The sequence below is a fragment of the Sodalis sp. RH20 genome (assembly GCF_047324205.1).
Lineage (GTDB): Bacteria > Pseudomonadota > Gammaproteobacteria > Enterobacterales > Enterobacteriaceae > Acerihabitans.
Map to the genome: position 1 here is coordinate 3148539 of NZ_CP178733.1, position 23771 is coordinate 3172309.

Annotated in this window: 23 protein-coding genes; 11 read left to right on the forward strand and 12 right to left on the reverse strand. The window is 59.8% G+C overall.

Annotated elements, in window-relative coordinates:
* The first annotated feature begins 176 nt into the window (after nt 1-176).
* A complete protein-coding gene (yvcK, locus tag ACL2XM_RS14515; protein ID WP_413727034.1) occupies nt 177-1088 on the forward strand; it encodes a uridine diphosphate-N-acetylglucosamine-binding protein YvcK in 912 nt (303 codons plus the stop codon).
* A 14-nt stretch (nt 1089-1102) separates the two neighbouring features.
* Here the strand turns inward: yvcK and uvrB are convergent, their stop codons facing one another.
* On the reverse strand, nt 1103-3112 hold the full coding sequence (gene uvrB / locus ACL2XM_RS14520; protein WP_410016003.1) for an excinuclease ABC subunit UvrB: 2010 nt from the start codon (nt 3110-3112) through the stop codon (nt 1103-1105).
* An 894-nt stretch (nt 3113-4006) separates the two neighbouring features.
* Between uvrB and ACL2XM_RS14525 the strand changes: the two genes are divergently transcribed.
* A complete protein-coding gene (locus ACL2XM_RS14525) occupies nt 4007-4717 on the forward strand; it encodes an ATP-binding cassette domain-containing protein (protein ID WP_410016004.1) in 711 nt (236 codons plus the stop codon).
* 159 nt (nt 4718-4876) lie between these two features.
* Here ACL2XM_RS14525 and bioD read toward each other — a convergent pair whose 3' ends face one another.
* From bioD to bioB, 4 genes are read right to left on the reverse strand one after another with little or no spacing between them, the layout of a single operon-like run.
* The gene (gene bioD / locus ACL2XM_RS14530) at nt 4877-5569 is read right to left on the reverse strand and encodes a dethiobiotin synthase (protein WP_413722334.1); all 693 of its coding nucleotides are present in this window, start codon (nt 5567-5569) and stop codon (nt 4877-4879) included.
* Between the two features lie 5 nt (nt 5570-5574).
* Nucleotides 5575-6333: a malonyl-ACP O-methyltransferase BioC gene (gene bioC, locus ACL2XM_RS14535; protein ID WP_410016006.1), complete on the reverse strand. Its 759-nt coding sequence runs from the start codon at nt 6331-6333 to the stop codon at nt 5575-5577.
* A complete protein-coding gene (gene bioF, locus ACL2XM_RS14540) occupies nt 6314-7471 on the reverse strand; it encodes an 8-amino-7-oxononanoate synthase (RefSeq protein WP_413722333.1) in 1158 nt (385 codons plus the stop codon). Before bioF ends, bioC begins: the two co-directional genes overlap by 20 nt.
* Nucleotides 7471-8508, reverse strand: a complete 1038-nt coding sequence (gene bioB / locus ACL2XM_RS14545) for a biotin synthase BioB (RefSeq protein ID WP_413722332.1) — start codon at nt 8506-8508, stop codon at nt 7471-7473. Before bioB ends, bioF begins: the two co-directional genes overlap by 1 nt.
* A gap of 103 nt (nt 8509-8611) precedes the next feature.
* Here bioB and bioA point away from each other — a divergent pair, with 103 nt between their 5' ends.
* From bioA to ACL2XM_RS14565, 4 genes are all read left to right on the forward strand, one after another.
* Nucleotides 8612-9898: an adenosylmethionine--8-amino-7-oxononanoate transaminase gene (gene bioA / locus ACL2XM_RS14550; RefSeq protein ID WP_413731155.1), complete on the forward strand. Its 1287-nt coding sequence runs from the start codon at nt 8612-8614 to the stop codon at nt 9896-9898.
* A 102-nt stretch (nt 9899-10000) separates the two neighbouring features.
* Nucleotides 10001-11044 (forward strand): NADP-dependent oxidoreductase, encoded by a 1044-nt coding sequence (locus tag ACL2XM_RS14555; RefSeq protein WP_413731157.1) that lies wholly within the window; start codon nt 10001-10003, stop codon nt 11042-11044.
* A gap of 55 nt (nt 11045-11099) precedes the next feature.
* The gene (locus tag ACL2XM_RS14560) at nt 11100-11780 is read left to right on the forward strand and encodes a type 1 glutamine amidotransferase domain-containing protein (protein ID WP_410016011.1); all 681 of its coding nucleotides are present in this window, start codon (nt 11100-11102) and stop codon (nt 11778-11780) included.
* 12 nt (nt 11781-11792) lie between these two features.
* Nucleotides 11793-12275 (forward strand): kinase inhibitor, encoded by a 483-nt coding sequence (locus tag ACL2XM_RS14565; RefSeq protein WP_410016012.1) that lies wholly within the window; start codon nt 11793-11795, stop codon nt 12273-12275.
* Nucleotides 12276-12578: 303 nt separating this feature from the next.
* On the opposite strand, the gene pgl is transcribed toward ACL2XM_RS14565, so the two are convergent.
* Entirely contained in the window at nt 12579-13574 is a 996-nt protein-coding gene (gene pgl / locus ACL2XM_RS14570) for a 6-phosphogluconolactonase (protein ID WP_410016013.1), read from the reverse strand.
* Nucleotides 13575-13751: 177 nt separating this feature from the next.
* On the opposite strand from pgl, the gene ACL2XM_RS14575 reads away from it, so the two are divergent.
* A complete protein-coding gene (locus tag ACL2XM_RS14575) occupies nt 13752-14573 on the forward strand; it encodes a pyridoxal phosphatase (RefSeq protein WP_413722330.1) in 822 nt (273 codons plus the stop codon).
* Nucleotides 14574-14669: 96 nt separating this feature from the next.
* Here the strand turns inward: ACL2XM_RS14575 and modC are convergent, their stop codons facing one another.
* The 5 genes from modC to ACL2XM_RS14600 form a co-directional block, all read right to left on the reverse strand.
* The gene (modC, locus tag ACL2XM_RS14580; protein ID WP_410016015.1) at nt 14670-15728 is read right to left on the reverse strand and encodes a molybdenum ABC transporter ATP-binding protein ModC; all 1059 of its coding nucleotides are present in this window, start codon (nt 15726-15728) and stop codon (nt 14670-14672) included.
* On the reverse strand, nt 15728-16417 hold the full coding sequence (modB, locus tag ACL2XM_RS14585) for a molybdate ABC transporter permease subunit (RefSeq protein ID WP_413722329.1): 690 nt from the start codon (nt 16415-16417) through the stop codon (nt 15728-15730). The genes modC and modB overlap by 1 nt, the downstream gene beginning before the upstream one ends.
* On the reverse strand, nt 16417-17211 hold the full coding sequence (gene modA, locus ACL2XM_RS14590; protein ID WP_413731159.1) for a molybdate ABC transporter substrate-binding protein: 795 nt from the start codon (nt 17209-17211) through the stop codon (nt 16417-16419). The genes modB and modA overlap by 1 nt, the downstream gene beginning before the upstream one ends.
* Nucleotides 17212-17359: 148 nt before the next feature.
* A complete protein-coding gene (gene ddlA, locus ACL2XM_RS14595) occupies nt 17360-18469 on the reverse strand; it encodes a D-alanine--D-alanine ligase (RefSeq protein WP_413731160.1) in 1110 nt (369 codons plus the stop codon).
* A gap of 241 nt (nt 18470-18710) precedes the next feature.
* Nucleotides 18711-19052, reverse strand: a complete 342-nt coding sequence (locus tag ACL2XM_RS14600) for a hypothetical protein (RefSeq protein WP_413731161.1) — start codon at nt 19050-19052, stop codon at nt 18711-18713.
* A gap of 301 nt (nt 19053-19353) precedes the next feature.
* Here ACL2XM_RS14600 and ACL2XM_RS14605 point away from each other — a divergent pair, with 301 nt between their 5' ends.
* Nucleotides 19354-19704: a hypothetical protein gene (locus ACL2XM_RS14605; protein WP_413731162.1), complete on the forward strand. Its 351-nt coding sequence runs from the start codon at nt 19354-19356 to the stop codon at nt 19702-19704.
* A gap of 31 nt (nt 19705-19735) precedes the next feature.
* Here ACL2XM_RS14605 and ACL2XM_RS14610 read toward each other — a convergent pair whose 3' ends face one another.
* Nucleotides 19736-19915 (reverse strand): AcrZ family multidrug efflux pump-associated protein, encoded by a 180-nt coding sequence (locus ACL2XM_RS14610; protein ID WP_410016021.1) that lies wholly within the window; start codon nt 19913-19915, stop codon nt 19736-19738.
* A 221-nt stretch (nt 19916-20136) separates the two neighbouring features.
* On the opposite strand from ACL2XM_RS14610, the gene modE reads away from it, so the two are divergent.
* The 3 genes from modE to galE all read left to right on the forward strand — a co-directional run bounded on the left by modE (nt 20137) and on the right by galE (nt 23760).
* Nucleotides 20137-20928, forward strand: coding sequence for a molybdenum-dependent transcriptional regulator (gene modE, locus ACL2XM_RS14615; RefSeq protein ID WP_410016022.1), 792 nt, complete (start codon nt 20137-20139; stop codon nt 20926-20928).
* Between the two features lie 76 nt (nt 20929-21004).
* Nucleotides 21005-22477, forward strand: coding sequence for a molybdate ABC transporter ATP-binding protein ModF (gene modF, locus ACL2XM_RS14620; protein ID WP_410016023.1), 1473 nt, complete (start codon nt 21005-21007; stop codon nt 22475-22477).
* A gap of 266 nt (nt 22478-22743) precedes the next feature.
* Nucleotides 22744-23760 carry a UDP-glucose 4-epimerase GalE gene (gene galE / locus ACL2XM_RS14625; protein WP_413722324.1) on the forward strand — a complete coding sequence of 339 codons (1017 nt, stop codon included), beginning with the start codon at nt 22744-22746 and terminating at the stop codon, nt 23758-23760.
* The last annotated feature ends 11 nt before the right edge of the window (nt 23761-23771 follow it).

Below are 23771 nucleotides of genomic sequence, written 5' to 3' on the forward strand. Positions count from 1 at the left end.
ATAGTGCGAGCCGCAACCCGTATCTGGCGCCGGCATTTCGCTTTTGCCGCGCCATCGGCTATGTTTAGCATAACAAGAACCCCGCTCGGCGCCGGCGCGCTTACCACCGGCCATGGCGTGCGGCGTACCTGGCCTGCGGGCGCCGGGGGTTTTATCACGTGGTTGCAAGGAGAGGTATGCGTAATCGCACCCTGGCGGATCTCGATCGGGTGGTGGCACTGGGCGGCGGACATGGCCTCGGCAGGGTGATGTCCGCCCTTTCCCCGCTGGGGTCGCGCCTGACCGGCATTGTCACCACCACCGACAATGGCGGTTCCACCGGGCGGATACGCCAGTCAGAGGGCGGCATCGCCTGGGGCGACACCCGCAATTGCCTCAATCAATTGATTTCAGAACCCAGCATCGCGGCGGCTATGTTTGAATACCGTTTTAACGGCCAGGGTGAACTGGCCGGCCATAACCTGGGCAACCTGATGCTTAAAGCGCTGGATAACCTGAGCGTGCGCCCGCTGGAAGCCATCAACCTGATCCGCAATATGCTCAAGGTGGACGCCCTGCTAATCCCCATGTCGGAGCAGGCGGTGGACCTGCTGGCGATCACCGGCGCGGGGGAAACCATCCATGGCGAAATGGCGGTGGACAGGCTGGCCGAACTCCCCGCCAGCCTGCGGCTTACCCCGCAGGTCAGCGCTACCCGCGAGGCGTTGCAGGCTATTGCGGCGGCGGATCTTATCCTGATAGGTCCGGGCAGCTTTCTGACCAGCCTGATGCCGCTGCTGCTGCTGCCCGATTTAGCCCAGGCGCTGCGCCGGACCCAGGCGCCCATGGTCTTTATCGATAACCTGGGGCGGGAACTGAGCCTGGCCGCGGCGAACATGAGCCTGCAGCAGAAACTGGCCATGATGGAGCAGGCCATCGGCCGGCAACCAATAATCGCCGCCCTGGTCACTGGCCCGTCCGCCGATACCGGCGGCATCCGCGATCGTCTCCTGATCCGCCAGCCCCTGGCCGCCGCGGACGTGCCCCATCATCACGACCGTCTTCTGCTGCGCGCGGCGCTGGACCACGCCCTGCAGGCGCTGGGCTGAGCCGGCGCGGCCGATCAGGATATGGCGATAAAATGCTCGCGCAGCGCGTGGATTTCGTCGCGCACGCTGGCCGCTTCCTCGAACTCCAGATTTTGCGCGTGCGCCTGCATTTTTGCTTCCAGCTCGGTGATTTTTTTATCCAGCGCCTTGGGCGTCATGTCGCCGTAATGGGCCGCCGCTTCCATTGCCTTGCGTTTTTTCTGCTTGGCGTGGGCCGGCGACTGGCCCAACTCCATAATATCCGCCACCGATTTATTGAGCGCCTGGGGAATAATGCCGTGTTCCTGGTTATAGGCGTGCTGCTTGACGCGCCTGCGCTCGGTTTCATCAATGGCGCGGGCCATGGACGGGGTAATTTTATCGCCGTACAGGATCGCTTTGCCGTTAAGGTTGCGCGCGGCGCGGCCAATGGTCTGGATAAGCGAGCGCTCGGAGCGCAGGAATCCCTCTTTGTCGGCGTCCAGGATGGCCACCAGGGAGACTTCCGGCATATCGAGCCCTTCGCGCAGCAGGTTGATGCCCACCAGCACGTCAAATTCGCCCAGGCGTAAGTCGCGGATAATCTCGACGCGCTCCACGGTTTCGATATCCGAATGCAGATAACGCACGCGCTCGCCGTGCTCCTCAAGATATTCGGTTAAATCTTCCGCCATGCGTTTCGTCAGGGTGGTGACCAGTACCCTCTCGTTGATCAAGACCCGTTTACGGATCTCGGAGAGCAGATCGTCCACCTGGGTGGTGACAGGGCGCACTTCGATCAGCGGATCGAGCAGGCCGGTCGGCCGCACCAGCTGATCGACCACGTCGCCCCCGCACATTTCCAGTTCATATTTGCCCGGCGTCGCCGAGACATAAATGGTCTGGGGCGCCAGCGCGGCGAATTCCTCAAATTTCATCGGCCGGTTATCCAGGGCGGAGGGCAGCCGAAAGCCGTACTCCACCAGGGTTTCCTTACGGGCGCGGTCGCCGCGGTACATGCCGCCGATTTGCGGTATCGTGACATGGGATTCATCAACGATCAAAAGCCCGTCGGCGGGCAGGTAATCGAACAGCGTGGGCGGCGGCTCGCCCGGCCCGCGTCCGGAAAGAAAGCGTGAGTAGTTTTCAATCCCGGAGCAATAACCCAGCTCGTTCATCATTTCCAAATCAAACTGCGTGCGCTGCGACAGGCGCTGCTCTTCTAGCAGCTTATTATTTTCCAGCAGGTTCTTGCGGCGATCCGCCAGTTCGACCTTGATATCTTCCATCGCCTGCAGCAAGCGTTCGCGCGGCGTGACATAGTGGGTCTTCGGATAGATGGTGTAGCGCGGAACCACCTGATCCACCTGGCCGGTCAGCGGATCAAACAGCGACAGGCGCTCGACTTCGTCGTCAAACAGCTCCACCCGCAGCGCTACTTCATCGGATTCCGCCGGGAAGATATCGATGACTTCGCCGCGCACGCGGAACGTGCCGCGCTGAAACGCCTGATCGTTGCGGGTGTATTGCAGTTCCGACAAACGGCGCAGGATAGAGCGCTGATCGATAATCATGCCGCGCGTCAGATGCAGCATCATCTTCAGATAGGCGTCCGGATCGCCGAGGCCGTAGATGGCGGAAACCGACGCCACCACAATCACATCGCGCCGCTCCAGCAGGGCCTTGGTGGCGGATAAGCGCATCTGCTCGATATGCTCGTTCACCGAGGCGTCTTTCTCGATAAAGGTATCCGAACTGGGCACGTAGGCTTCCGGCTGGTAATAGTCGTAATAGGAAACAAAGTATTCCACCGCGTTATCCGGGAAAAACGCCTTCATTTCCCCATACAGCTGGGCGGCCAGCGTCTTGTTGGGCGCCAGCACCATGGTGGGCCGGTTCAGATCGGCAATCACATTGGCCACGGTAAAGGTTTTGCCTGAACCGGTTACCCCCAGCAGCGTTTGATGGGCCAGGCCGTCCAGCAAGCCTTCCTCCAGACGACGTATCGCCTCCGGCTGATCGCCGGACGGCTTGAAACTTGACTGCAGTTTAAACGCTTTACTCATATCTCGTGGGCTACCTGCTGAGGAACATGTTTGAGTATGGAAACAGAGCGGCGATTTTACCAGCGCGATAGCACTGGATACAAAACCAGTATTATAATACGCTATCCGCTCAAGGGTGCAAGAGTATTGACCCATCGGCCGGTACGGTTCGATCCGACAGGATCGTACCAGGGGTGATTTTATTACAAATCGTTATGAAATTAATAAAGAGGCACCTAATGATGCAATTTGACACATCGGTGATGCGCCTCCTATAAATTCGCTTGATTTTAATTAAGCGTTTGTATTTATAACATTTAAAAAAAACGTGGAGAATACAGGCAAATCTCCACGAGGCCGCGCCCGCTCTCGTCTAGCCGGGCTTTTCTAAACCTAATGCACACGGTTATCCACAGGAATAGTGGATAAGTCTTACCGCCCCGCTGGCGGCGTGAGTTCCGCAATGCCGACATTGATGACAGGCAAATGACAAATGAGGCTTTTTTTAGCTATTTTTCATCTGCAATAAGACTTTTCTTATGCCAAAAAGGACTAATGCCTGCCAGCAAATGCGTCAATGTCTTTAGCCAAAAATAGCCGCTAACGCACCGGTATAGTGCTTGTTTAGCCGCGGATTATTGAATTGCACCATGGAAAACTTTCCCGGCACCGTGAGCGGGCAAAAGGCCGTGGTTGCAACGGGCCCTACCCGGATTCGCTGTGCCGGCGTACCCTCGCCCCGCCCCGATGCTCCCCCCTCCCCCTCTCGTGCGCGGCTGCGCCAAGATTGGCCTGATAGTTGCTTGCTAAATTTGGCAAGAGCTAAAGCCTGGCGGATAGCCGTGAGTCGCAAGCGACAGGATACCGTCCATCATGAATGTGAAATAACAGTGAAAAGAGGGAGGAAGGATTCTTATGTTACGTTTGCACGCGGTGAATCAGTTTTTTGGGTCAAAGCAGATCTTGCGGGACATCAGCATGGAACTGCCCGCCGGCCACTGTACCTATGTCTTGGGACGCAACGGCGTCGGCAAGACCACTTTAATCAACTGTATCATGGGTCATCTGCCGGTCTCAAGCGGCACCGTAACCTGGCAACAGGCCGGAGAGGCGGAACTGAACTTACTTCAGCATCCGGTGGAGCGGCGCGCGGCGCTGGGGATCGGTTATGTGCCCCAGGGCCGTCAGGTCTTTTCGCAGCTGAGCGTGGATGAGAACCTGCGCGTCGCCCTCTTGGCGGGCCGCAATAAAACCCGCCAGGTTCCCCCGATGGTGTACGAATTGTTTCCGGGACTGCACAATATGCGCCATCAGCGCGCCGGGGATTTAACGGAAAGCGGGCAACAGCAGCTGGCCATTGCCCGCGCGCTGGTGCTGGAGCCGGAACTGCTGATCCTGGATGAGCCTACCGGGGGTTTCCAGCCGTCGGTCGTGGAGGAGATAGGCGTTAATATCCGGCGGCTGCAGCGCGATTTCGGCCTGACGCTGCTGGTGGTGGAACAGCAGTTGCCCTTTACGCCGGCCATCGGCGATCGGTTTTGTTTACTGGAAGGCGGATGTAACGTCGCGCAGGGTACGCTGGATCAGCTGGATGAAAGCCTTATCCAGACCTATCTTGCCGTATAAAAGATCAATGACGAATATAAGACGCCGGTTTATGCCTCATTTCACAGCAAGCTATCATGCGGTTTTTTCCCACGGCCGGGACATTCAGCGCCATTAACGTCCCGGCGGTGCTTGTCATCTCCTGCCTTCCCCATTTCCGTCCGTACCGCTAACGTCCCCCTACGCGCCGTGCCGCGCCAGCAATGGCCCAAGATCGATATAGTCCGCAAGCGCAGCCGTGCCCGGATCCGCCAGCCAGGGTATTTCACCCAACAGCGGCGCATCGAGCCGCTGGCGCAGCGTCGCCAGGTAGTCGGCCCGCCGGTGCGGCGCTGGCGAGAGATCGTTGGCGATCCACCCCGCCAGGGGCAGTCCGCACTGGCGTATCGCCAGCGCCGTCAACAGCGCATGGTTAATGCATCCGAGCTTCAGCCCGACCACCAGGATCACCGGCAGACGCTCGGCCGCCACCCATTGGTCAAAGGTCAGGGTGTCGCCAAGCGGGGTGTACCATCCCCCCGCGCCCTCGACAAACACCCACTGCGCCTGGCGCGCCAGTCGGTCCAATCCCTGCGACATGACGGCCGGATCAAGGGTGCGGCCCTCATCCCTACAGGCAAGGTGGGGCGAGGTCGCCGCCAGCAGGGCCAGCGGATTGACCTGCGCATAGGGCAGGCTGATGCCGCTGTCGGCCAGCAACGCCAGCGCGTCGTCGTTGCGCGCGCCGTCGGCGGTCTGCCGGCAGCCGGCGGCTACCGGCTTATAGCCCGCGGCGCGCCATCCGGCCCGTTTCGCCGCCTGTAGCAAGGCGCAGGTAGCCAGGGTTTTACCGATATCGGTATCGGTGCCGGTAATAAAAAAACGTTTCGTCATGATAATCAGTCCCGATAGATCAGGCCGTAGATCAATTGATAACTCAGCGGCAAACCCGCCGATTGCCGTTGCCATGCCGCGTCCAGACGTACAAGACGCTGCCGCCCGGTCAGCCCGGGGGTGCGTCCGTCACGCAGGTAACCTGCGCCCACGCCTTTCAGGCCGTGCAGCAGCGCCGACAGATGCGGATAATGCAGGGTATGGCGCGCCGCGCTCAGCCGGTGGCGGTACGGCGAAAACGCCCGCTCGATCGCCCCGGCCGTCAGGAAGCGGTTGATATGGACCGCCTGGTCCACCTGCGACCAGGCCTGCTGCAATTCCCCAAGCGATCCCTCGGCCAGCGTGGAAAGGGCAATCAGGCCGCCAGGGCGGGTGACCCGATAAAACTCCGCCAGTACCCGGGGCAGGTCGTCACACCACTGTACCGCCAGGTTGGAAAAGCAGATGTCCACACAGGCGTCGGCCAGCGGCAAACGTTCGATATCGCCGGCCAGGTAGGCCGCGGCCGATAGGTTACGCCGCGCCTCGGCGAGCATGGCGGGCGAAAGATCCAGCGCCACCACCCGGCTGCCGGCCTCCTGCCAGCGGCGGCTGAACCAGCCGGTGCCGCAGCCGGCATCCAGCAGGCGGCGCCCCGGCTGTTCGCCCAGCAGCGCCATCAAACGTTCGCCGCTGTCCCGCTGCAGGGCGGCATGACGTTCGTACCCCACCGCTGCGCGGCTAAAGGCGCGGGCGATGCCCGCTTTATGCGCATCGGTGTGCATGATCCAGGGCCTCCAGTAATTTATCGATATCCGCATCCTGATGCGCGGCGGTGAGGGTGATGCGCAGCCGGGCGCCGCCCGGCGGCACCGTTGGCGGTCGGATGGCGGTAAGCCAGCAGCCTTGTTCGCGCAGGCTGGCGCTGAGGCGCAGCGCCAGCTGATTATCCCCCACCAGCAGCGGCTGGATAGCGGTGTCCGATCGGCCGAGCGGGTAACCCAGCCCGGCGGCGCCCTGGCGGAACCGGTCGATATTGCGTTGCAGGCGGGCGCGAAGCGCATCACCGGCGATGATGGCGTCCAGGGACGCGTCGATAGCGCACACCTGGGCCGGGGGCAAGGCGGTGCTGTAGATAAGATGGCGGGCAAACTGCAGCAGATATTCCGCCACCGGCTGCGCGCATAATATCGCCGCGCCGCCCACGCCGGCGGCTTTACCGAAGGTCACCACCAGCAGTTCCGGATGGCACCCCTGCGCCCAGGCGCTGCCCCTGCCCTGCTCGCCGAGGACGCCGAAGCCATGGGCATCGTCAACCAGCAGCCAGCCGCCGGCGTCGCCCATAACCTGGTGCAAGGCGGCCAGCGGCGCGCCGTCGCCGTCCATGCTGAATACGCCCTCGGTGACGGCCAGCCGCACGCCCGGGCACGAGGTTTGCGCCAGCCGCGCCAGGGAACCGGCGTCATTATGCTGGAAACGGCGCAGCTGTGCCGGCGCATGCGACGCGGCTTCCAGCAGGGAGGCATGGCTGAGTTTATCCGCCAGGATCTGATCGTCCTTGCCCGCCAGCGCGCAGATCGCCCCCTGGTTGGCGGCATAGCCGGAGGTAAACAACAGCGCGCGCTCGTAGCCCAGCCAGGCGGCCAGCCGTTGCTCCAGCGCCTCGTGGCACGCGCTGTGGCCGGTGACATGGCCGGAGCCGCCGCTGCCTACGCCGTGGCGCGCCGCGCCGTGGCGCCAGGCGGCGACCAGGCGCGCATCGCGGGCCAGGCCCAGGTAGTCGTTGCTGGAAAAATTCAGATAGCGGCGCCCCTGGTATTCCAGCAGCCGGTGATTGCCGTCGGCGACGGCCCGGCGCTTGCGGTAGGCATCGGCCTGTTGCCGCTCGCGCAGGCCCCGATCGATTTTGTCAGCCCAGTCCATCAGCGCGCCGCGTTGTAAAATTGCGGCGTATCGGCCGCCAGCAGCTGTGCTGCCAGCTGCTGCTGGCGCCGGTTATCTCCCGCGTCGGTGTGGTGGTGCTGCGGATTAAGGCCGAGTTTGCGAAACAGCGCCAGATCCTGATCTTCCCCGGGATTGGGCGTGGTCAGCAGCTTGCAGCCGTAAAAAATGGAATTGGCGCCCGCCATAAAGCACATCGCCTGGGTCTGCTCGCTCATCTGCTCGCGCCCGGCGGACAGGCGTACATGGGAGCGGGGCATCATGATCCGCGCCACCGCGATGGTACGGATAAAATCGAACGCGTCGACTTCATCATTTTCCGCCAGCGGCGTTCCCTTGACCTTAACCAGCATATTGATCGGCACGCTTTCCGGCGGCTCCGGCAGGTTGGCCAGCTGCACCAGCAGGCCGGCGCGATCGGCGATGGTTTCACCCAGGCCGACGATGCCGCCCGAGCAGACCTTGATGCCCGCGCCGCGCACTTTATCCAGGGTATCCAAGCGATCCTGGTAGGTACGGGTGGTGATGATCGAACCGTAGAATTCCGGCGACGTATCCAGGTTATGATTGTAGAAATCCAGGCCGGCGGCCGCCAGCCGTTGCGCCTGCGTTTCGCTGAGCATGCCCAGGGTCATGCAGGTTTCCATGCCCATGGCCTTGACGCCCTGCACCATTTGCTCCAGATAGGGCATATCGCGATCGCGGGGGTTTTTCCAGGCCGCGCCCATGCAAAACCGGGTGGAGCCGGCGGCCTTGGCCTTTTGCGCCGACGTCAGCACCTGTTCCACCTGCATCAGCTGCTCCGCCGCCAGGCCGGTATTATACCGGGCGCTTTGCGGGCAGTATTTGCAATCCTCCGGACAGGCGCCGGTTTTGATCGACAGCAGCGTGCTGACCTGGATTTGATGGGGATCGAAGTGCTGGCGGTGAACGGTCTGCGCTTCAAACATAAGATCCATAAAGGGTTTGGCAAACAAAGCCTGGGCCTGCTGCAATGTCCAGCGCGGGTTATGTTGCATGGGGTTATCGTCTCGCGTTACCGGCTTAAAATAGTTTCGCTAGTGTAAGTCAAGCCGTTATACTGTCAACCAAATATTCTCTATTCCGGTTTACAACTCATTGATGATTGCCGACGATCTGATTTTCGATCAACGCCATATCTGGCATCCCTATACCTCCATGACCCACCCGCTTCCGGTGTATCCGGTCGTCGCCGCCGCGGGCTGCGAGCTGGAGCTTGCCGACGGCCGCCGGCTGGTGGACGGCATGTCCTCCTGGTGGGCGGCGATCCATGGCTATAACCATCCGGCCATCAACCAGGCGGTGGCCGCACAGCTGCAGGAGATGTCCCACGTGATGTTCGGCGGCGTTACCCACCCGCAGGCCGTGGCGCTTTGCCGTCGCCTGGTCGCCATGACGCCCGCGCCGCTGGAATGTGTATTCCTGGCGGATTCCGGCTCGGTGGCGGTGGAGGTGGCGATTAAGATGGCGCTGCAATACTGGCAGGCGCGGGGCGAGCGCCGCAAACACCTGGTGACCCTGCGCCGGGGCTATCATGGCGATACCTTCGGCGCCATGTCGGTGTGCGATCCGCAGACGTCCATGCACCGGCTATACCAGGGTTACCTGCCGCAACATTCTTTTGTCGCGGCGCCGCAGTGCCGTTTTGGCGAAGCGTGGCGGGAAGAGGATGCCGATGAGCTTGCCGCCCTGCTGGCCGGCGGGGAACGGCCGGCGGCGGTGATCCTGGAACCCATAGTGCAGGGCGCCGGGGGCATGCGATTTTATCATCCCACCTATCTGCGGCGGGTGCGTGAACTGTGCGATCGCTACGATACGCTGCTGATCGCCGATGAGATTGCCACCGGTTTCGGCCGCACCGGCAAGCTGTTCGCCTGTGAGCATGCCGGCGTCGCGCCGGATATCATGTGCCTGGGCAAAGCGTTGACCGGCGGTTACCTGACCCTGTCCGCCACCCTGGCCACCCGCGCGGTAGCCGATACCATCAGCAACGGCGAGGCGGGCTGTTTTATGCATGGCCCGACTTTTATGGCCAATCCGCTGGCCTGCGCCGCCGCCAACGCCAGCCTGGCGCTGCTGGAACAAGGCGATTGGCCGGCGCAGGTGGCGGCGATTGAACGGCAACTGCAGGCGGGGCTGCTGCCGTTGCGTGACCATCCGCAGGTGATCGATGCGCGGGTGCTGGGCGCCATCGGCGTGGTTGAAACGCGTTCGCCGGTTAATATGGCGGCGCTGCAGCGCTTTTTTGTCGACCGCGGCGTGTGGATCCGCCCGTTTGGCCGCTTAATTTATCTGATGCCGCCCTATATTATGCCAGCACGACAGCTGTCCCAGCTGATAAGCGCGCTTGCCGCGTCGCTGGACGAACCGGCCCATTTTTCCGCCTGAGTGCCCCTGATGATAAGGGCGGCCGGGTGAGCAGGCTAAGGGACCATGCACTATGATCAACACTTGGCCTGATGTCTTTAAACAAGAAAACAGGGAAATCAGATGAACCAGAATAAACACATCAACCGGCGCATTGTCCTGGCCTCCCGTCCGGCGGGCGCGCCGGTGCCGGATAATTTCCGCCTGGAAACCGCCGCGGTACCGCAGCCGGGCGCGGGTCAGGTGCTGCTGCGCACCGTTTATTTATCGCTCGATCCCTATATGCGCGGGCGGATGAACGACGCCGAATCCTACTCGGCGCCGGTGGCGCTGGACGCGGTGATGGGCGCCGGTACGGTGGCGCGCGTCGAGGCCAGCAACCATCCTGATTTTGTGCCCGGTGAGTGGGTGCTGAGCTACAGCGGCTGGCAGGATTATGCCCTGACCGACGGCAGCGACGTAAAAAAGCTTCAGGGCGATCTTCTGGAGCATCCCTCATGGGCGCTGGGCGTGCTGGGTATGCCCGGTTTTACCGCCTATATGGGCCTGATGGATATCGGCCAGCCTAAAGCCGGCGAAACACTGGTGGTGGCCGCCGCCAGCGGCGCGGTAGGCTCGGTGGTCGGCCAGGTGGCGCGGCTGAAGGGCTGCCGCACGGTGGGTATCGCCGGCGGCAAGGATAAATGCCGCTACGCGGTGGAGACGCTGGGATTTGACGTCTGCCTCGATCGCCGCGACGCGGATTTCGCCGGCCAGCTGGCGCGGGCCTGCCCGGACGGCATCGATATTTATTTCGAGAACGTCGGCGGCGCGGTGTTCGATGCGGTGCTGCCACTGCTCAATACCTCCGCCCGTATCCCATTGTGCGGGCTGATTGCCAACTACAATATGCAAAACTTGCCCGACGGCAAGGATCGCCTGCCCTATTTACAGGCGCTGCTGTTGCGCAAACGCATACGGATGCAGGGGTATATCATTACCCTGGACTACGGCCACCGTTACGACGAATTTATCCAGGCGATGGGGCCTTGGGTGAGCGAAGGCAAGGTGCGGATGCGCGAGGACATCGTCGATGGGCTGGAGCAAGCGCCGCAGGCCTTTATCGGCTTGTTGGAGGGCAAGAACTTCGGCAAGCTGGTGGTGCGGGTGGGTAGCGATCGGCTATAGCGTTTTTACTTGAACGCCCCTTCTTATTACGATGACCCAACGACGGAGATAATCGATGAAAGTTGCAATAGTCCTGACTTCGCACGATAAATTGGGCGATACCGGCAAGCCCACCGGTTTCTGGCTCGAAGAGCTGGTGGCGCCGTATTATATTTTCCACGACGCAGGTATCGAGATTACCCTGGCCTCGCCCAAGGGCGGACAGCCGCCGCTTGATCCCAAAAGTGACGACGCCGACGCCCAGACCCAGGATACCGAGCGTTTCCGTACCGATCGCGCGGCCCAGCAGGCCTTGGCGAATACGGTGAAACTCGATACGTTGGACGCGGCGGATTTTGACGCGGTATTTTATCCCGGCGGCCATGGCCCGCTGTGGGATCTGGCGGAAGATCGGCATTCGATTGCCCTGATTGAAAATACCTTTGCCGCCGGTAAACCGGTAGGCGCTGTCTGCCATGCGCCCGGCGTCTTGCGCCATGTTAAAAAGCCGGACGGCACCCCGCTGGTGGCGGGGAAACGGGTAACCGGTTTTAGCAATAGCGAGGAAGAAGCGGTGCAGTTAACCAAGGTGGTGCCGTTCCTGGTGGAGGATGAGCTTAAACGGCTGGGCGGCGATTACCAGAAGGTCGACGATTGGCAGTCATTGTCGGTTATAGACGGCCATCTGGTCACCGGCCAGAATCCCGGCTCGTCGGCGGCCACTGCGCAGAATGTATTAAAATTGCTAAATTGCTGATAAGGAGCGGATATGGCTTTTACGTTACGCAGTAACGATCTGCGGGATGGCGAAAAGATGCCTGAGCGCCATGTGTTTAACGGCATGGGCTATAGCGGCGAGAATATCTCGCCTCATCTGGCCTGGGACGGCGCGCCCGAGGGAACCAAGAGTTTTGTGATTACCGTTTACGATCCCGATGCGCCTACCGGCTCCGGCTGGTGGCATTGGCTGGTGGCCAATCTGCCGGCCGATACCCGGGCGCTGCCGCAGGGGGCCGGGTCCGGGCTGGTGAACCTGCCGGCCGGGGCGGTACAGTGTCGTACCGATTTCGGTAAAGCGGGTTATGGCGGCGCGGCGCCGCCGCAGGGCGATACCCATCGTTATCAGTTTAGCGTACACGCGCTGGACGTTGAGAGCATTGAGGTGGATGAGCACGCCAGCGGCGCAGTGGTGGGGTTTAACGTGCATTTCCATTCATTGGGCAAGGCGTCGCTGACCGTCACATATAATTAGCGGGCGCGTGCTCCCTTGAACAGGCCTGCTTTGGGTTCAGGGCTGGCGGGCCTGCCGCGCCATGGGGCCTCGGTCGGGCGAAAAACCACGCCCGATTCCACCCCATTGGCGCGCTCTCCCTTGAACACGTCGGCCTTAGGTAGCGGTGTTAACGGGCCTACCGCGCCATGGGGCCTCGGTCGGGCGGGAAAACCACGCCCGATTCCACCCCATTGGCGCGCTCTCCCTTGAACACGTCGGCCTTAGGTGCGGTGTTAACGGGACTGCCGCGCCATGGGGCACGCTGTCTTCAACACGCTGGGATTAGCGTTCGAGGATCGACACCCACATCGGTCCCTGCCCCACCGGGTAGCGCGCCAGCGGCGTTAACCCGCCGGTATCGCCTTCGATGCGATAGACTCCGATATGCCCCGATTTCTGCCCAGCGGCGACCAGGAAGCGGCCTGCGGCATCGATATTAAAGCCGCGCGGCTGGGTTTCGGTGGGCTGGTAGCCCAGCACATCCAGGGTGCTGCCGTCTTCCGATACCGCAAAACGGGTGATGACGCTGGCGGTGCGATCGCAGCCGAACAGGTAACGTCCGTCCGGGGTGATATGGATATCCGCCGCCCAGCGGGTATCGGCGAATCCCGGCGGCATCAGATCCAGCGTCTGGATAATACGCGGCGTGTTTCCCGCATCATCCAGGGCATAGACGTTGACCGAGCTGTTCAGCTCATTGAGGCAGTAGGCATAGGGGCGGTGGGGATGGAACACCATGTGGCGCGGTCCGGCGCCGCTGACCGTGTTCACCGCCTCGGGCCGGCGCGGCTGCAGCTGGCCCGAGGCCGCGATATCAAACAGGCGGATGCGATCTTCCTTCAGGCAAGGCACCCATAAAATCCGGTTGGTCGGATCGACATTGGCGGAATGGCAATTAACCAGGTCGTCCAATACCTGCAGCGGCGCGCCGGCGATGCCGTTTTCATCGATGGGGCTGACGCTGACGCAGCTTTTGCTGTAGGAGGCGCAGAACAGAAAACGCCCCTGGCGATCGGTGCTCAGATGGGTGGGGCTTCCGGGCAGCGGCGCCATAGCGGCCTCGGTCAACAGGCCCTGTTCATCGATGTGGTAACTGACGACACCAAAATCAGGACGCACGCCGAGGTAGAGATGGGTTTTAGCCGGGTTTATCGCCATCGGCTGTCCCTGCCCCGGGGTGTCAACCACCTGCAGCAGGCTCAACTGGCCCTCCTGATCCATTTGCCAGACATGCAGCTGCTGACTTTCGGGACTGGCAACATAGACGATCTGCTTCATGGGTTCTCCTTTATTCGCATTAGCGCCTTGAGCATTGATAATAGGTGAATAATGGGCTCTCCGGTTAGCATCTCACTGTTGTTGTTTGTTATCCACCGACATTTTTCACGGTTTTCGTCACCTGGCTTACGGTGTACCATCTGGCATGACTTTACTTATCCGCATAATGAGAAAACTATGACCTATCGCGTAATAGCCCTGGATCTTGACGGTACCTTGTTGGATCGACAAAAAAGAATTCTGCCGCAATCGCTTAAGGCCCTGAATGATGCCCGTGCGGCGGGGATGGAGGTGGTGGTGGTGACCGGCCGCCATCACGTGGCAATCCATCCTTTCTACCAGGCGCTGAAGATTAGCACTCCCGCCATATGCTGTAACGGCACCTATCTCTATGATTACCAGCAAAAAAAAGTCATCACCGCCAACCCCCTGGAGAAAGCTCAGGCCCGGCGGGTGCTGGAACTGCTGAAGCAATATGATATCCATGGCTTGATTTACGTGGATGACGCGATGATCTACGAACAACCCAGCGATCACGTGATCCGTTCGCAGGCCTGGGCCGCTACCCTGCCGGAGGCGCAACGGCCGAACCTGCTGCAGGTGGACAGCCTGTTCGCGGCGGCTGAAGAGGCAAACGCCATCTGGAAATTCGCCACCTCCTATCCGGATACGGTAAAGCTTCGCGCCTTCGCCGGGGTGGTGGAGCAGGAAATGGGGCTGGCCTGCGAATGGTCCTGGCACGATCAGGTGGATATCGCCCAAACGGGCAATAGCAAAGGCAAGCTGTTGCAGCAGTGGGTGGAATCCCAAGGATGGAGCATGGATCAGGTCATTGCGTTTGGCGACAATTATAACGATCTGAGCATGTTGGAAGCCGCGGGCCTGGGCGTGGCGATGGGCAACAGCGATGACGCCATCAAGGCGCGGGCCGACGTCACTATCGGCGATAATGAATCCACGGCCATCGCCGATTTCATCTACCAGCGGGTACTGGGTTAACGCAGCGGACGGTTAAACCGGACAGCGTAATCACGCGACGCCGGGTCATTCCCGTCCGGGGGCCATGGGCCGGGCAGGAAACGGGCGCGGCCGTATTTACGCGTTGATCGATACGCTTTTGATCTGCGCATAAAGCGCCATGCCCGGGGCTAGCGCCAGTTCGTCCCTGGCCCAGGGACTGATCCGCGCCCAAAGCGTATGGCCGTCGATTTCCAGGCGTACCTCAATTTGGTCTCCCACCGTCAGGCATTCGCGCACGGTGGCGGGCAGGATGTTGCGGATACTGCTGCGCGCGGGCGGCGCCATCACCAGGGAAATATCGGTGGCGGCGACACGAATGCGCAGCGCGCTGCCTGGCGGCAACGCCACCCTGCCCACCCACAGCCGCTCCCGGCCGAGCGACAGGGCGGTCATGGCGTAGTCCGGATGCTGCTCATCCACCCTGACCTCCAGCACGCTGCTTTGCTCTTCGCGCGGCAGCCAGGGCCGCAGCGCGCTGCTGGCCCATACCGTCTCCAGGCTGCCGAAGGCTTTCAACTGGCCGTTATCCAGGATCAGCACGCGTTCCGCCAATTGCAAAATTTCCTCCATGCTGTGGGTCACATACAGGATCGGGATTTTCACCTTGACGGCCAAACGCTCCAGGTAAGGCAACAGCTCGCGCTTACGCGGCAAATCCAGCGACGCCAGCGGCTCATCCATCAACAGTATTTCCGGCGCGCTCAGCAGCGCGCGGCCGATGGCGACCCGCTGTTTTTCGCCGCCGGAAAGCGTGAGGGGAAAACGTCCCAGCAGATGACCGATGCCCAGCAATGAAATAATGGCGTCGAACTCCGGGCGCATCGAAGCCGCCATGCCGTAAAACAAATTGCCGCGCACCCGATAGTGTGGAAATAGCCGGCCGTCCTGGAAAACATAGCCGATCCGCCGCTTCTCCGGCGGCAGGGCAATGCGCCGTTCGGAGGAAAACAGGGTGCGTCCGTTAAGGATGATATGCCCGCGCTGCGGGCGCGTCAGGCCCGCCACGGCATTGATCAGCGAGGTCTTGCCGGCGCCGGAAACGCCAAACACAGCGGTAATGCCGCTGGCGGGTACGTCGGCCTTGACCGCGAGGGTAGCCTCGCCGAGCCGTTGGCTAATATCGATCTCGAGCATCAGCCCCCCAGCCGCCTGCGGCCCCATTTGGCCAGCCAATCGGCGACAAGCAGCGACGCCAGCGACAGAATAATGGCCAATACGCACAGGCGCCCCGCCGCCGCTTCCGCGCCGGGCGTTTCAATAAGCGTATACATGGCCAGCGGAATGGTGCGGGTTTCCCCGGGAATATTGGAAACAAAGGTGATGGTGGCGCCAAACTCGCCGAGCGATCGGGCAAAAGCCAGTACCGTCCCGACGACGATACCGGGAAAGGATAGCGGCAGCGTAATAGTGAAAAACACCCGCCAAGGGCCGGCGCCCAAGGTGCGGGCCGCCTGCTCCAGCCGCAGATCGATGGCCTCGAGCGACATGCGGATGGCGCGCACCATCAAAGGGAACGCCACCACCGCCGAGGCCAGCGCCGCGCCGCGCCAGCTGAAACTAAAGCTGAACCCCGTAAGCTGATACAGCCATGCGCCGATAAAACCCCGGCGCCCGAGCGCGATAAGCAGCAGATAACCGATCACCACCGGCGGCAGCACCAACGGCAAATGGATAATACCGTCCAGCAACGCCTTGCCGGGAAAGCGCCAGCGCACCAGTATCCACGCCATCAGAATGCCAAAAGGCAAGCTGCAGGCAACCGCCAGGAGCGATACTTGCAGACTTAAGGCAACCGCCTGCCACTCGTACTCGGTCAGCGGCATTATCTCGGGGTAAAGCCGTTCTGTTTAAACACCGCCGATGCCGCCGGGGTTTTCAGGTAGTCATAAAAGGCCTTGGCCGCCGGCGTGGCGTTATCCTTGATCAGCGCCATGGGATATTCCACCGGTTTATGGCTGTCTTTCGGGAACGTGGCCACGACTTTAACCCCTTTACTGGAAAGCGCATCCGAGCCATAGACGATACCCAACGGCGCTTCCCCACGTTCAACCAGCGCTAATGCGCCGCGTACGTCGCTGGCGCGGGCCATCACCGGCGACAGCTGATCCCAGGCGCCCAGGTTCTGCAAGGCTTCCTTGGCATAAATGCCCGCCGGCACATGATCCGGATCGCCAACCGCCAGTTTCTGTCCCTTCAGCAACGATGTCCAGTCGGTCTTTTTATCGATGGTGAACGGCTTGAGGGCGCTTGATGTCGGCGCCACCAGCACCAGTTCGTTACCCAGCAGGGTATAGCGGGTATCGTTGACAATCTGTTGTTTATCCTGCGCGTAGTCCATCCACTGCTGGTCGGCGGAGATAAACATGTTGGCCGGCGCGCCCTGCTCTATCTGGCGCGCCAGCGTAGAGGAAGAGGCAAAAGACGAAACGATCTCGACTTTATGATCCCGTTGATAATTTTTGGCGATATCCTGCAAGGCATTGGTCAGCGACGCGGCGGCAAATACCGTGACTTTATCCGCCGCCGGCGCGGCCAGCGCCTGAAAGCCCAGCAACTGCACACTCAGCGCCGCGGTAAATGCCGCGCCGGCAATCCATTTAGAACGTAAAGTAGTCATAGCTCACCTTGAATGATCGTTATGCAAAAAATAATATAACGCACGATCACTTTTGTCATTAGTTATTGTAGGGATTAATGAAAGGTTACGGCAGGCGAAAAAAAACGCGCCGCGGTGCCCTGGCCCGGAACACCGCGGGAAGAAGTGACTATCGGTCGGTTTTGATAGCGGCCGCGTCCCGGGCGCGATCCAGCGCCAGGGTAATCAGTTTATCCACCAGTTGCGGATAACCCAGCCCGCTGGCTTCCCATAATTTTGGATACATGCTGATGGAGGTAAAACCGGGGATGGTATTCACTTCATTGATGATGATCTCCTGCTCCCGCGTCAGGAAAAAATCCACCCGGGCCATGACCGCGCAGCCCAGCACCCGGAAGGCGGCCTGTGCGATCAGGCGTATTTCATCGCTAACGGCGCTATCCAGCTGCGCCGGTATCTCCAGTTCCGCCTGTCCGCCCTTGAGGTATTTAGTATCGTAGGTATAAAATTCGTCATTGGCGACAATCTCGCCGCAGACGCTGACGGCGGGGGTGTCGTTGCCCAATACCGCCGTCTCGATTTCACGCCCATCGATAGCCGTTTCAACCAGGACCTTGTGATCAAAGGCAAAGGCCATAATCAGCGCTTGCCGGAATCCGGCGGCATCCACGACCTTGCTGACGCCAACCGAGGATCCCTGGCTGGCCGGCTTGATAAACAGCGGCAGCCCCAGCTGTCCCACAATAGCATCAAAGTCCGCCGTGGCGGAATCGGTGCGGTGGAGCGTGACCGACGGGGTCACCGGCAGGCCCGCGTCGCGCAGCACGCGTTTGGTCATGTCTTTATCCATGCAGACCGCGGAACCCAGAACATCCGGCCCGACAAAGGGCACGCCCAGAACCCGCAGCAATCCCTGGATGGATCCATCCTCGCCGGCGCCGCCGTGCAGCACGGAAAAAGCCACATCAATGGCGGGCAGCGCTTCGCCGCTGGTGATATCAATCAGCTGCGCGGCGTTTTGCCCCGGCACCACCGCCAGATAACGGGCCGAGGGAGCCAGTTTTATCCGCGCCGGGTCGTCGGGATAAAGCAGGTAATCGGCTTCATTGCACAGGGTCCACCGGCCACGCTTATCGACACCGATTAATGTCAGATCAAATTTGTGCCTGTCGACCGCATTAATCACGTTAATGGACGACCGTAACGAGACTTCGTGTTCGGTGGATTGCCCGCCGAATAGCACCGCCAGCCGTTGTTTGCCCTTTTCCGCTTGTTCCATCACATCCTCTTTGATCGTTAAAACATCACTTCAACGCCAACAGAGTATTAGCCGAAAGTGTGCAAGTAAAGCCTGGGATGGACTTGAAGGGTAAACAGGTGCCGCGATACCATTTTCGACGCGGATTAGGCGCGAACCCCGCATTGTCAATGGCTGATGGCCGGTCTGTTCAATATGAATCTCACCGTGTTATTTCTCGCCGGAAACAACTTATTTCGCCGCGTTTATGGCGGTTGTAACCTTATACCGCGTCGGCATCCTGACCGGCGGGTATAGCGGCGGCATCGCATAAGGACAACAGGGCAATGCAGTCATCTTCCAGCGCGGTAAAGAAGGTGGTTAACGACATAGTGCGCAGCTTGGCCTGCAATAGCGATGTTTTGAGCATCGCGCGATCATTGCGCCGCGCGGCGAGCCTGGCATCGGCATAGCTGGCGAGAAGGCGCGTCAGGCGTTCATTAAAGATCTCATCGGCATGTTGATCGTCCCGGGCATTAAGCAGCTCAGTCTGATCGATTCCCATATGTCCGGAAATTGAAAAAATCGCGTTCTTTATTTCCTCGAAAGAATGCTGGCTAACCATTATTATGTTTCCTAGATATATTGATAATCAAAGAATTTCACACCATACAATTAACAAAACTGGTCAATTAATGATTAATAATCTTTTATTTCTGTTTCGTTAACGTCGCTATTGCATACGCTAAAATCATGCTTCGTTCAAAAATGATACTATCACTGATTCTTAAATGAATGTTTAACGAAAAAGAAAATCTACCGAACGCCTAGACTAAAGCATAGAAAAAATGGCGCATGGTCCCGACGAACACTGAATGAAATGGGCATTAGTATTGAAGTACTGGCAACGCATTTAGGAATAGAAAATGATGAATACCGCTTTAAGATCATCCTTACTCATGGTAATAATGTTAACTGCGCCTGCGTGTTATGCTGTAAAAAACAATATCATATTCAGTAATATTTGTGAGCCATTAACTACATTAAATATAAACGGTGAAGTCATCCATCACTTACTTATTGATACAGGCGCCACCGGCGGCATACACCTAAAAGAAAATATCCTTAACTCTCTTCCAGGCAATCCCGCACAATACATAAAGAACAACAGATACGTAGATGCTTTCGGGTTACCGATAATAACTTTATTGATAAACCGGCATGAAAAAGCCCCGAAACGGGGCTTTATTGGCAAAACAGGCTCACCGCGCGAATGATTACCACCAAAGCGGCACAGGCCCGTCACCATTAATGCGCATCGGCACCGCGCTTATCATCGGCATGGGGATCACGCTTCTGTTTAGGCTGGCCGATTTTCGAGATAATGTTAAACAGCTCGCCCAGGCCATAGATTGATCCAAGAATGATCACCATCACGATGGGCACCATCAGCACTACCATTAGCAAACTTTCCAGTAATTCTAACATCTTCACCTCGTATCATGCCGCTGCCGCCGGCGATGTTGCTATGCTTATCCCCCTTTATACCAGTTTATGGCGCGGCAACTTAGGCTTTTTATGTTATACCCCGCAGAAAGCGCACGCGCGGCGACAGGTCATTTGCCCGCCGGCGTAAGATCGGCGACAATTCGTAGCCATCAACGCGCGTCACCCAGCGCAACGTTTAATCTCATACAAGGCGCACAGGCATGCAGGCCGAAATTCTTTTAACCCTGAAACTCCAGCAACGCCTTTTTGCCGATCCGCGGCGCATCGCCCTGCTCAAGCAGATCAAACACACCGGCTCCATCAGCCAGGGCGCAAAACTGGCGGGCATCAGCTATAAAAGCGCCTGGGACGCTATCAGCGCCATGAACGAACTGGCGGAGCAGACCCTGGTGGAACGCGCCACCGGCGGCAAAGGCGGCGGCGGCGCCACCCTGACGCGGTATGCGGAGCGGCTGCTGCAGCTTTACGACCTGTTGGGGCAAATCCAGCAAAAGGCCTTTGACGTGCTGCAGGACGACCCGTTACCGCTTGATAGCCTGTTGGCGGCCATTTCGCGCTTTTCGCTGCAGACCAGCGCCCGCAACCAATTTTTCGGCACCGTGCTCACGCGCAGCCATCAGCAGGTGCAGCAACACGTCGATATCCTGCTGGCGGATGGGCGCACACGGCTGGCGGTGGCCCTGACGCAGCAAAGCGCCGACCGGTTGCAGCTGGCGCCGGGGAAGGAAGTGCTGCTGCTTATCAAAGCGCCCTGGGTGTCGGTGCGCGCGGGCCATGTCGCCGTCCCCGGCGCCGATAATGTCCTGCACGGCACCCTGGCCCATCTGGAAGAAGGCGAGGAGAACGACGAGGCGCTGCTGAAGCTTGCCGGCGGGGAAATCGTCTGCGCCACCTTGCCAAAAAATGCGGCGGCCGAACAACATTTGTCGGCGGGACTGCCAATCACAGCATATTTTAACGCCGACCAGGTCATCATCGCCACGCTGTGCTGAAAGCGCGCCTGTGCATTGACTTTAGGCGGTAAAAAAAAGATGCTGACGACATAAGTTGCATAAAAAGGAACAATCAATGTCGTCATTGCATATTTCGCAAGGGTCGTTTCGTCTTAGCGATACACGCCGGTTAACTATCGGAGAATTGACGCTGCGCAGCGCAGAGCGCTGGGCCTTTGTCGGCGCCAACGGCAGCGGCAAGTCCGCCCTGGCCCGCGCCCTGGCCGGTGATTTGGCGGTGTTGTCCGGCCTGAGGCAAAGCGATTATCAACGCATCTCCCGGCTTTCACTGGAGCAGTTGCAAAAACTGGTCGAGCAGGAATGGCAACGCAACAATACCGATCTGCTGAGCGATGGCGAGGAGGACACCGGGCGTACCACCGCAGAAATCATTCAGCAGGATATCAGTGACGCGGCGTTATGCCATGAACTGGCCGGGCGGTTTGGCATAACGCATTTGCTATCGCGCCGCTTTAAATACCTGTCGACGGGTGAAACGCGTAAAACCCTGCTGTGCCAGGCGCTGATGGCCCGGCCGGACCTGTTGATCCTGGATGAGCCCTTCGACGGATTGGATGTCGCCTCCCGGGCGCAGCTCGGCGATATGCTGCGCGTCCTGGCGGACAGGTCCATGACCCTGGTGCTGGTGCTTAACCGGTTTGACGATATCCCCGACTATATCGATAACGTCGGCATCCTGGTGGATTGCGCCTTAACCTGTACCGGCGATCGCGCCACGCTTTTGGCCGAGGCGCTGGTGGCGCAGCTGGCGCACGCGGAATCCCTTTCCGGCATGCGCCTGCCGGAAACCGAAGCGCCCAGGCTAAACGTCGCCCTGCCCGCCGACCGGCCGCTGATCACCCTGCGCAACGGCGTGGTCTCCTACCAGGATCGGCCGATCCTGCATCATCTTGACTGGGAGGTATTGCCCGGCCAGCACTGGCAAATTGTCGGGCCGAACGGCGCCGGCAAATCAACCCTGCTCAGCCTGGTAACCGGCGATCATCCCCAGGGTTACAGCAATGACCTGACGCTGTTCGGCCGCCGCCGCGGCAGCGGCGAAACGATTTGGGATATTAAACGGCATATCGGCTATGTCAGCAGCAGCCTGCATCTGGATTACCGGGTCAGCGCCAGCGCGCGCAGCGTGATTTTATCCGGCTTTTTTGATTCCATCGGCGTCTACCAGGCGGTGTCCGACCGCCAGCAGCAGTTGACCGGCCAATGGCTGCGACTGCTGGGGCTGGAGGCGACGGCGGATGCGCCGTTTCACGGCTTATCCTGGGGACAGCAGCGCCTGACGCTTATCGCCCGCGCCCTGGTCAAGCACCCCGCCCTGCTGATTCTTGACGAGCCGCTGCAAGGGCTGGACCCCCTTAACCGGCAGCTGGTGCGCCGTTGGATCGACGTGCTGATCGGCGAAGGCGAAACGCAGCTGCTGTTTGTTTCCCATCACGCGGAAGATGCCCCGCACTGTATTACGCACCGGCTGACGTTCGTCCCCCAGGATGATGCCTATCGCTATCAGATCGATGACCTGCGCCGTTAGCGCTCCGGCGCGACGTTAACCCCGCATCGCCGCCCTGCCTGGCGGCGATGCGGATGATAGGCCGGTGGGAACGCTCTCCCCTTTTCCGGCCGGCCTTCCTCATTCCTACGTGATTATCCTGGCCAACCTCTGATTTTGCCTGAGGCATGGCGCGCGAAAATGCGCTAATATTGAGTGTAATCGATTTCATTTTTTATCGGTACGATCACCTTTTTTCGGTTTTAGCCATGCTAATTTACCGCGATGAAAGGTTACAGGAGTCATAAATGTCTATATTAGTCACGGGTGGTAGCGGTTACATTGGTAGTCATACCTGCCTGCAGTTGAGCGCTGCCGGTTTCAGCCCGGTCATTTTGGATAACCTGAGCAATAGCAAACGCAGCGTGCTTGAAACAATGGCGCGCCTCGGCAAGATAACACCCGCGTTTTACCACGGCGATGTCCGAGATAAGGCGTTATTGGCACGCATTTTTGCCGAGCATGCCATCGATGCCGTGATTCATTTCGCCGGTTTGAAAGCGGTGGGCGAATCGGTGCAAAAACCCATCGACTACTATGATAACAATGTCTGCGGCACCCTGACGCTGGTGGCCGCCATGCGCGAGGCGGGCGTCAGGAACCTGATCTTCAGCTCTTCGGCCACCGTATACGGCGATCAGCCCGTGGTCCCCTATGACGAAAGCCTTCCCACCGGCCAGCCTTCCAGCCCCTATGGCCGCAGCAAGCTGATGGTCGAGCAGATCCTGGCGGACGCGCAGCGCGCGCAGCCGGAGTGGAGCATGACATTATTACGCTATTTCAATCCGGCCGGCGCCCATCCCTCCGGCGATATGGGCGAAGACCCGCAGGGCATTCCCAACAACCTGATGCCGTTTATCGCCCAGGTTGCGGTGGGGCGCCGTCCATCACTGGCCATCTTCGGTAATGATTTCCCCACCCATGACGGCACCGGCGTACGCGACTATATTCATGTCATGGATCTGGCGGACGGCCATGTCGCGGCGCTGAAGGCGCTGCGGGATAAACCCGGCACCCATATTTATAATCTTGGCGCCGGCGTCGGGTACAGCGTGCTGGACGTGGTGAAAGCCTTTAGCAACGCCTGCGGCAAACCGGTGCCATATCATTTCGCGCCGCGCCGCGAAGGCGATCTGGCCGCCTATTGGGCCGCGCCGGATAAAGCCGCGCGTGATTTGCACTGGCGGGTCAGCCGCTCGCTGGAAGAGATGGCCGCCGATACCTGGCGCTGGCAGTCGCGCCACCCGAACGGTTATCCGGATTGAGTTTCAGGAGA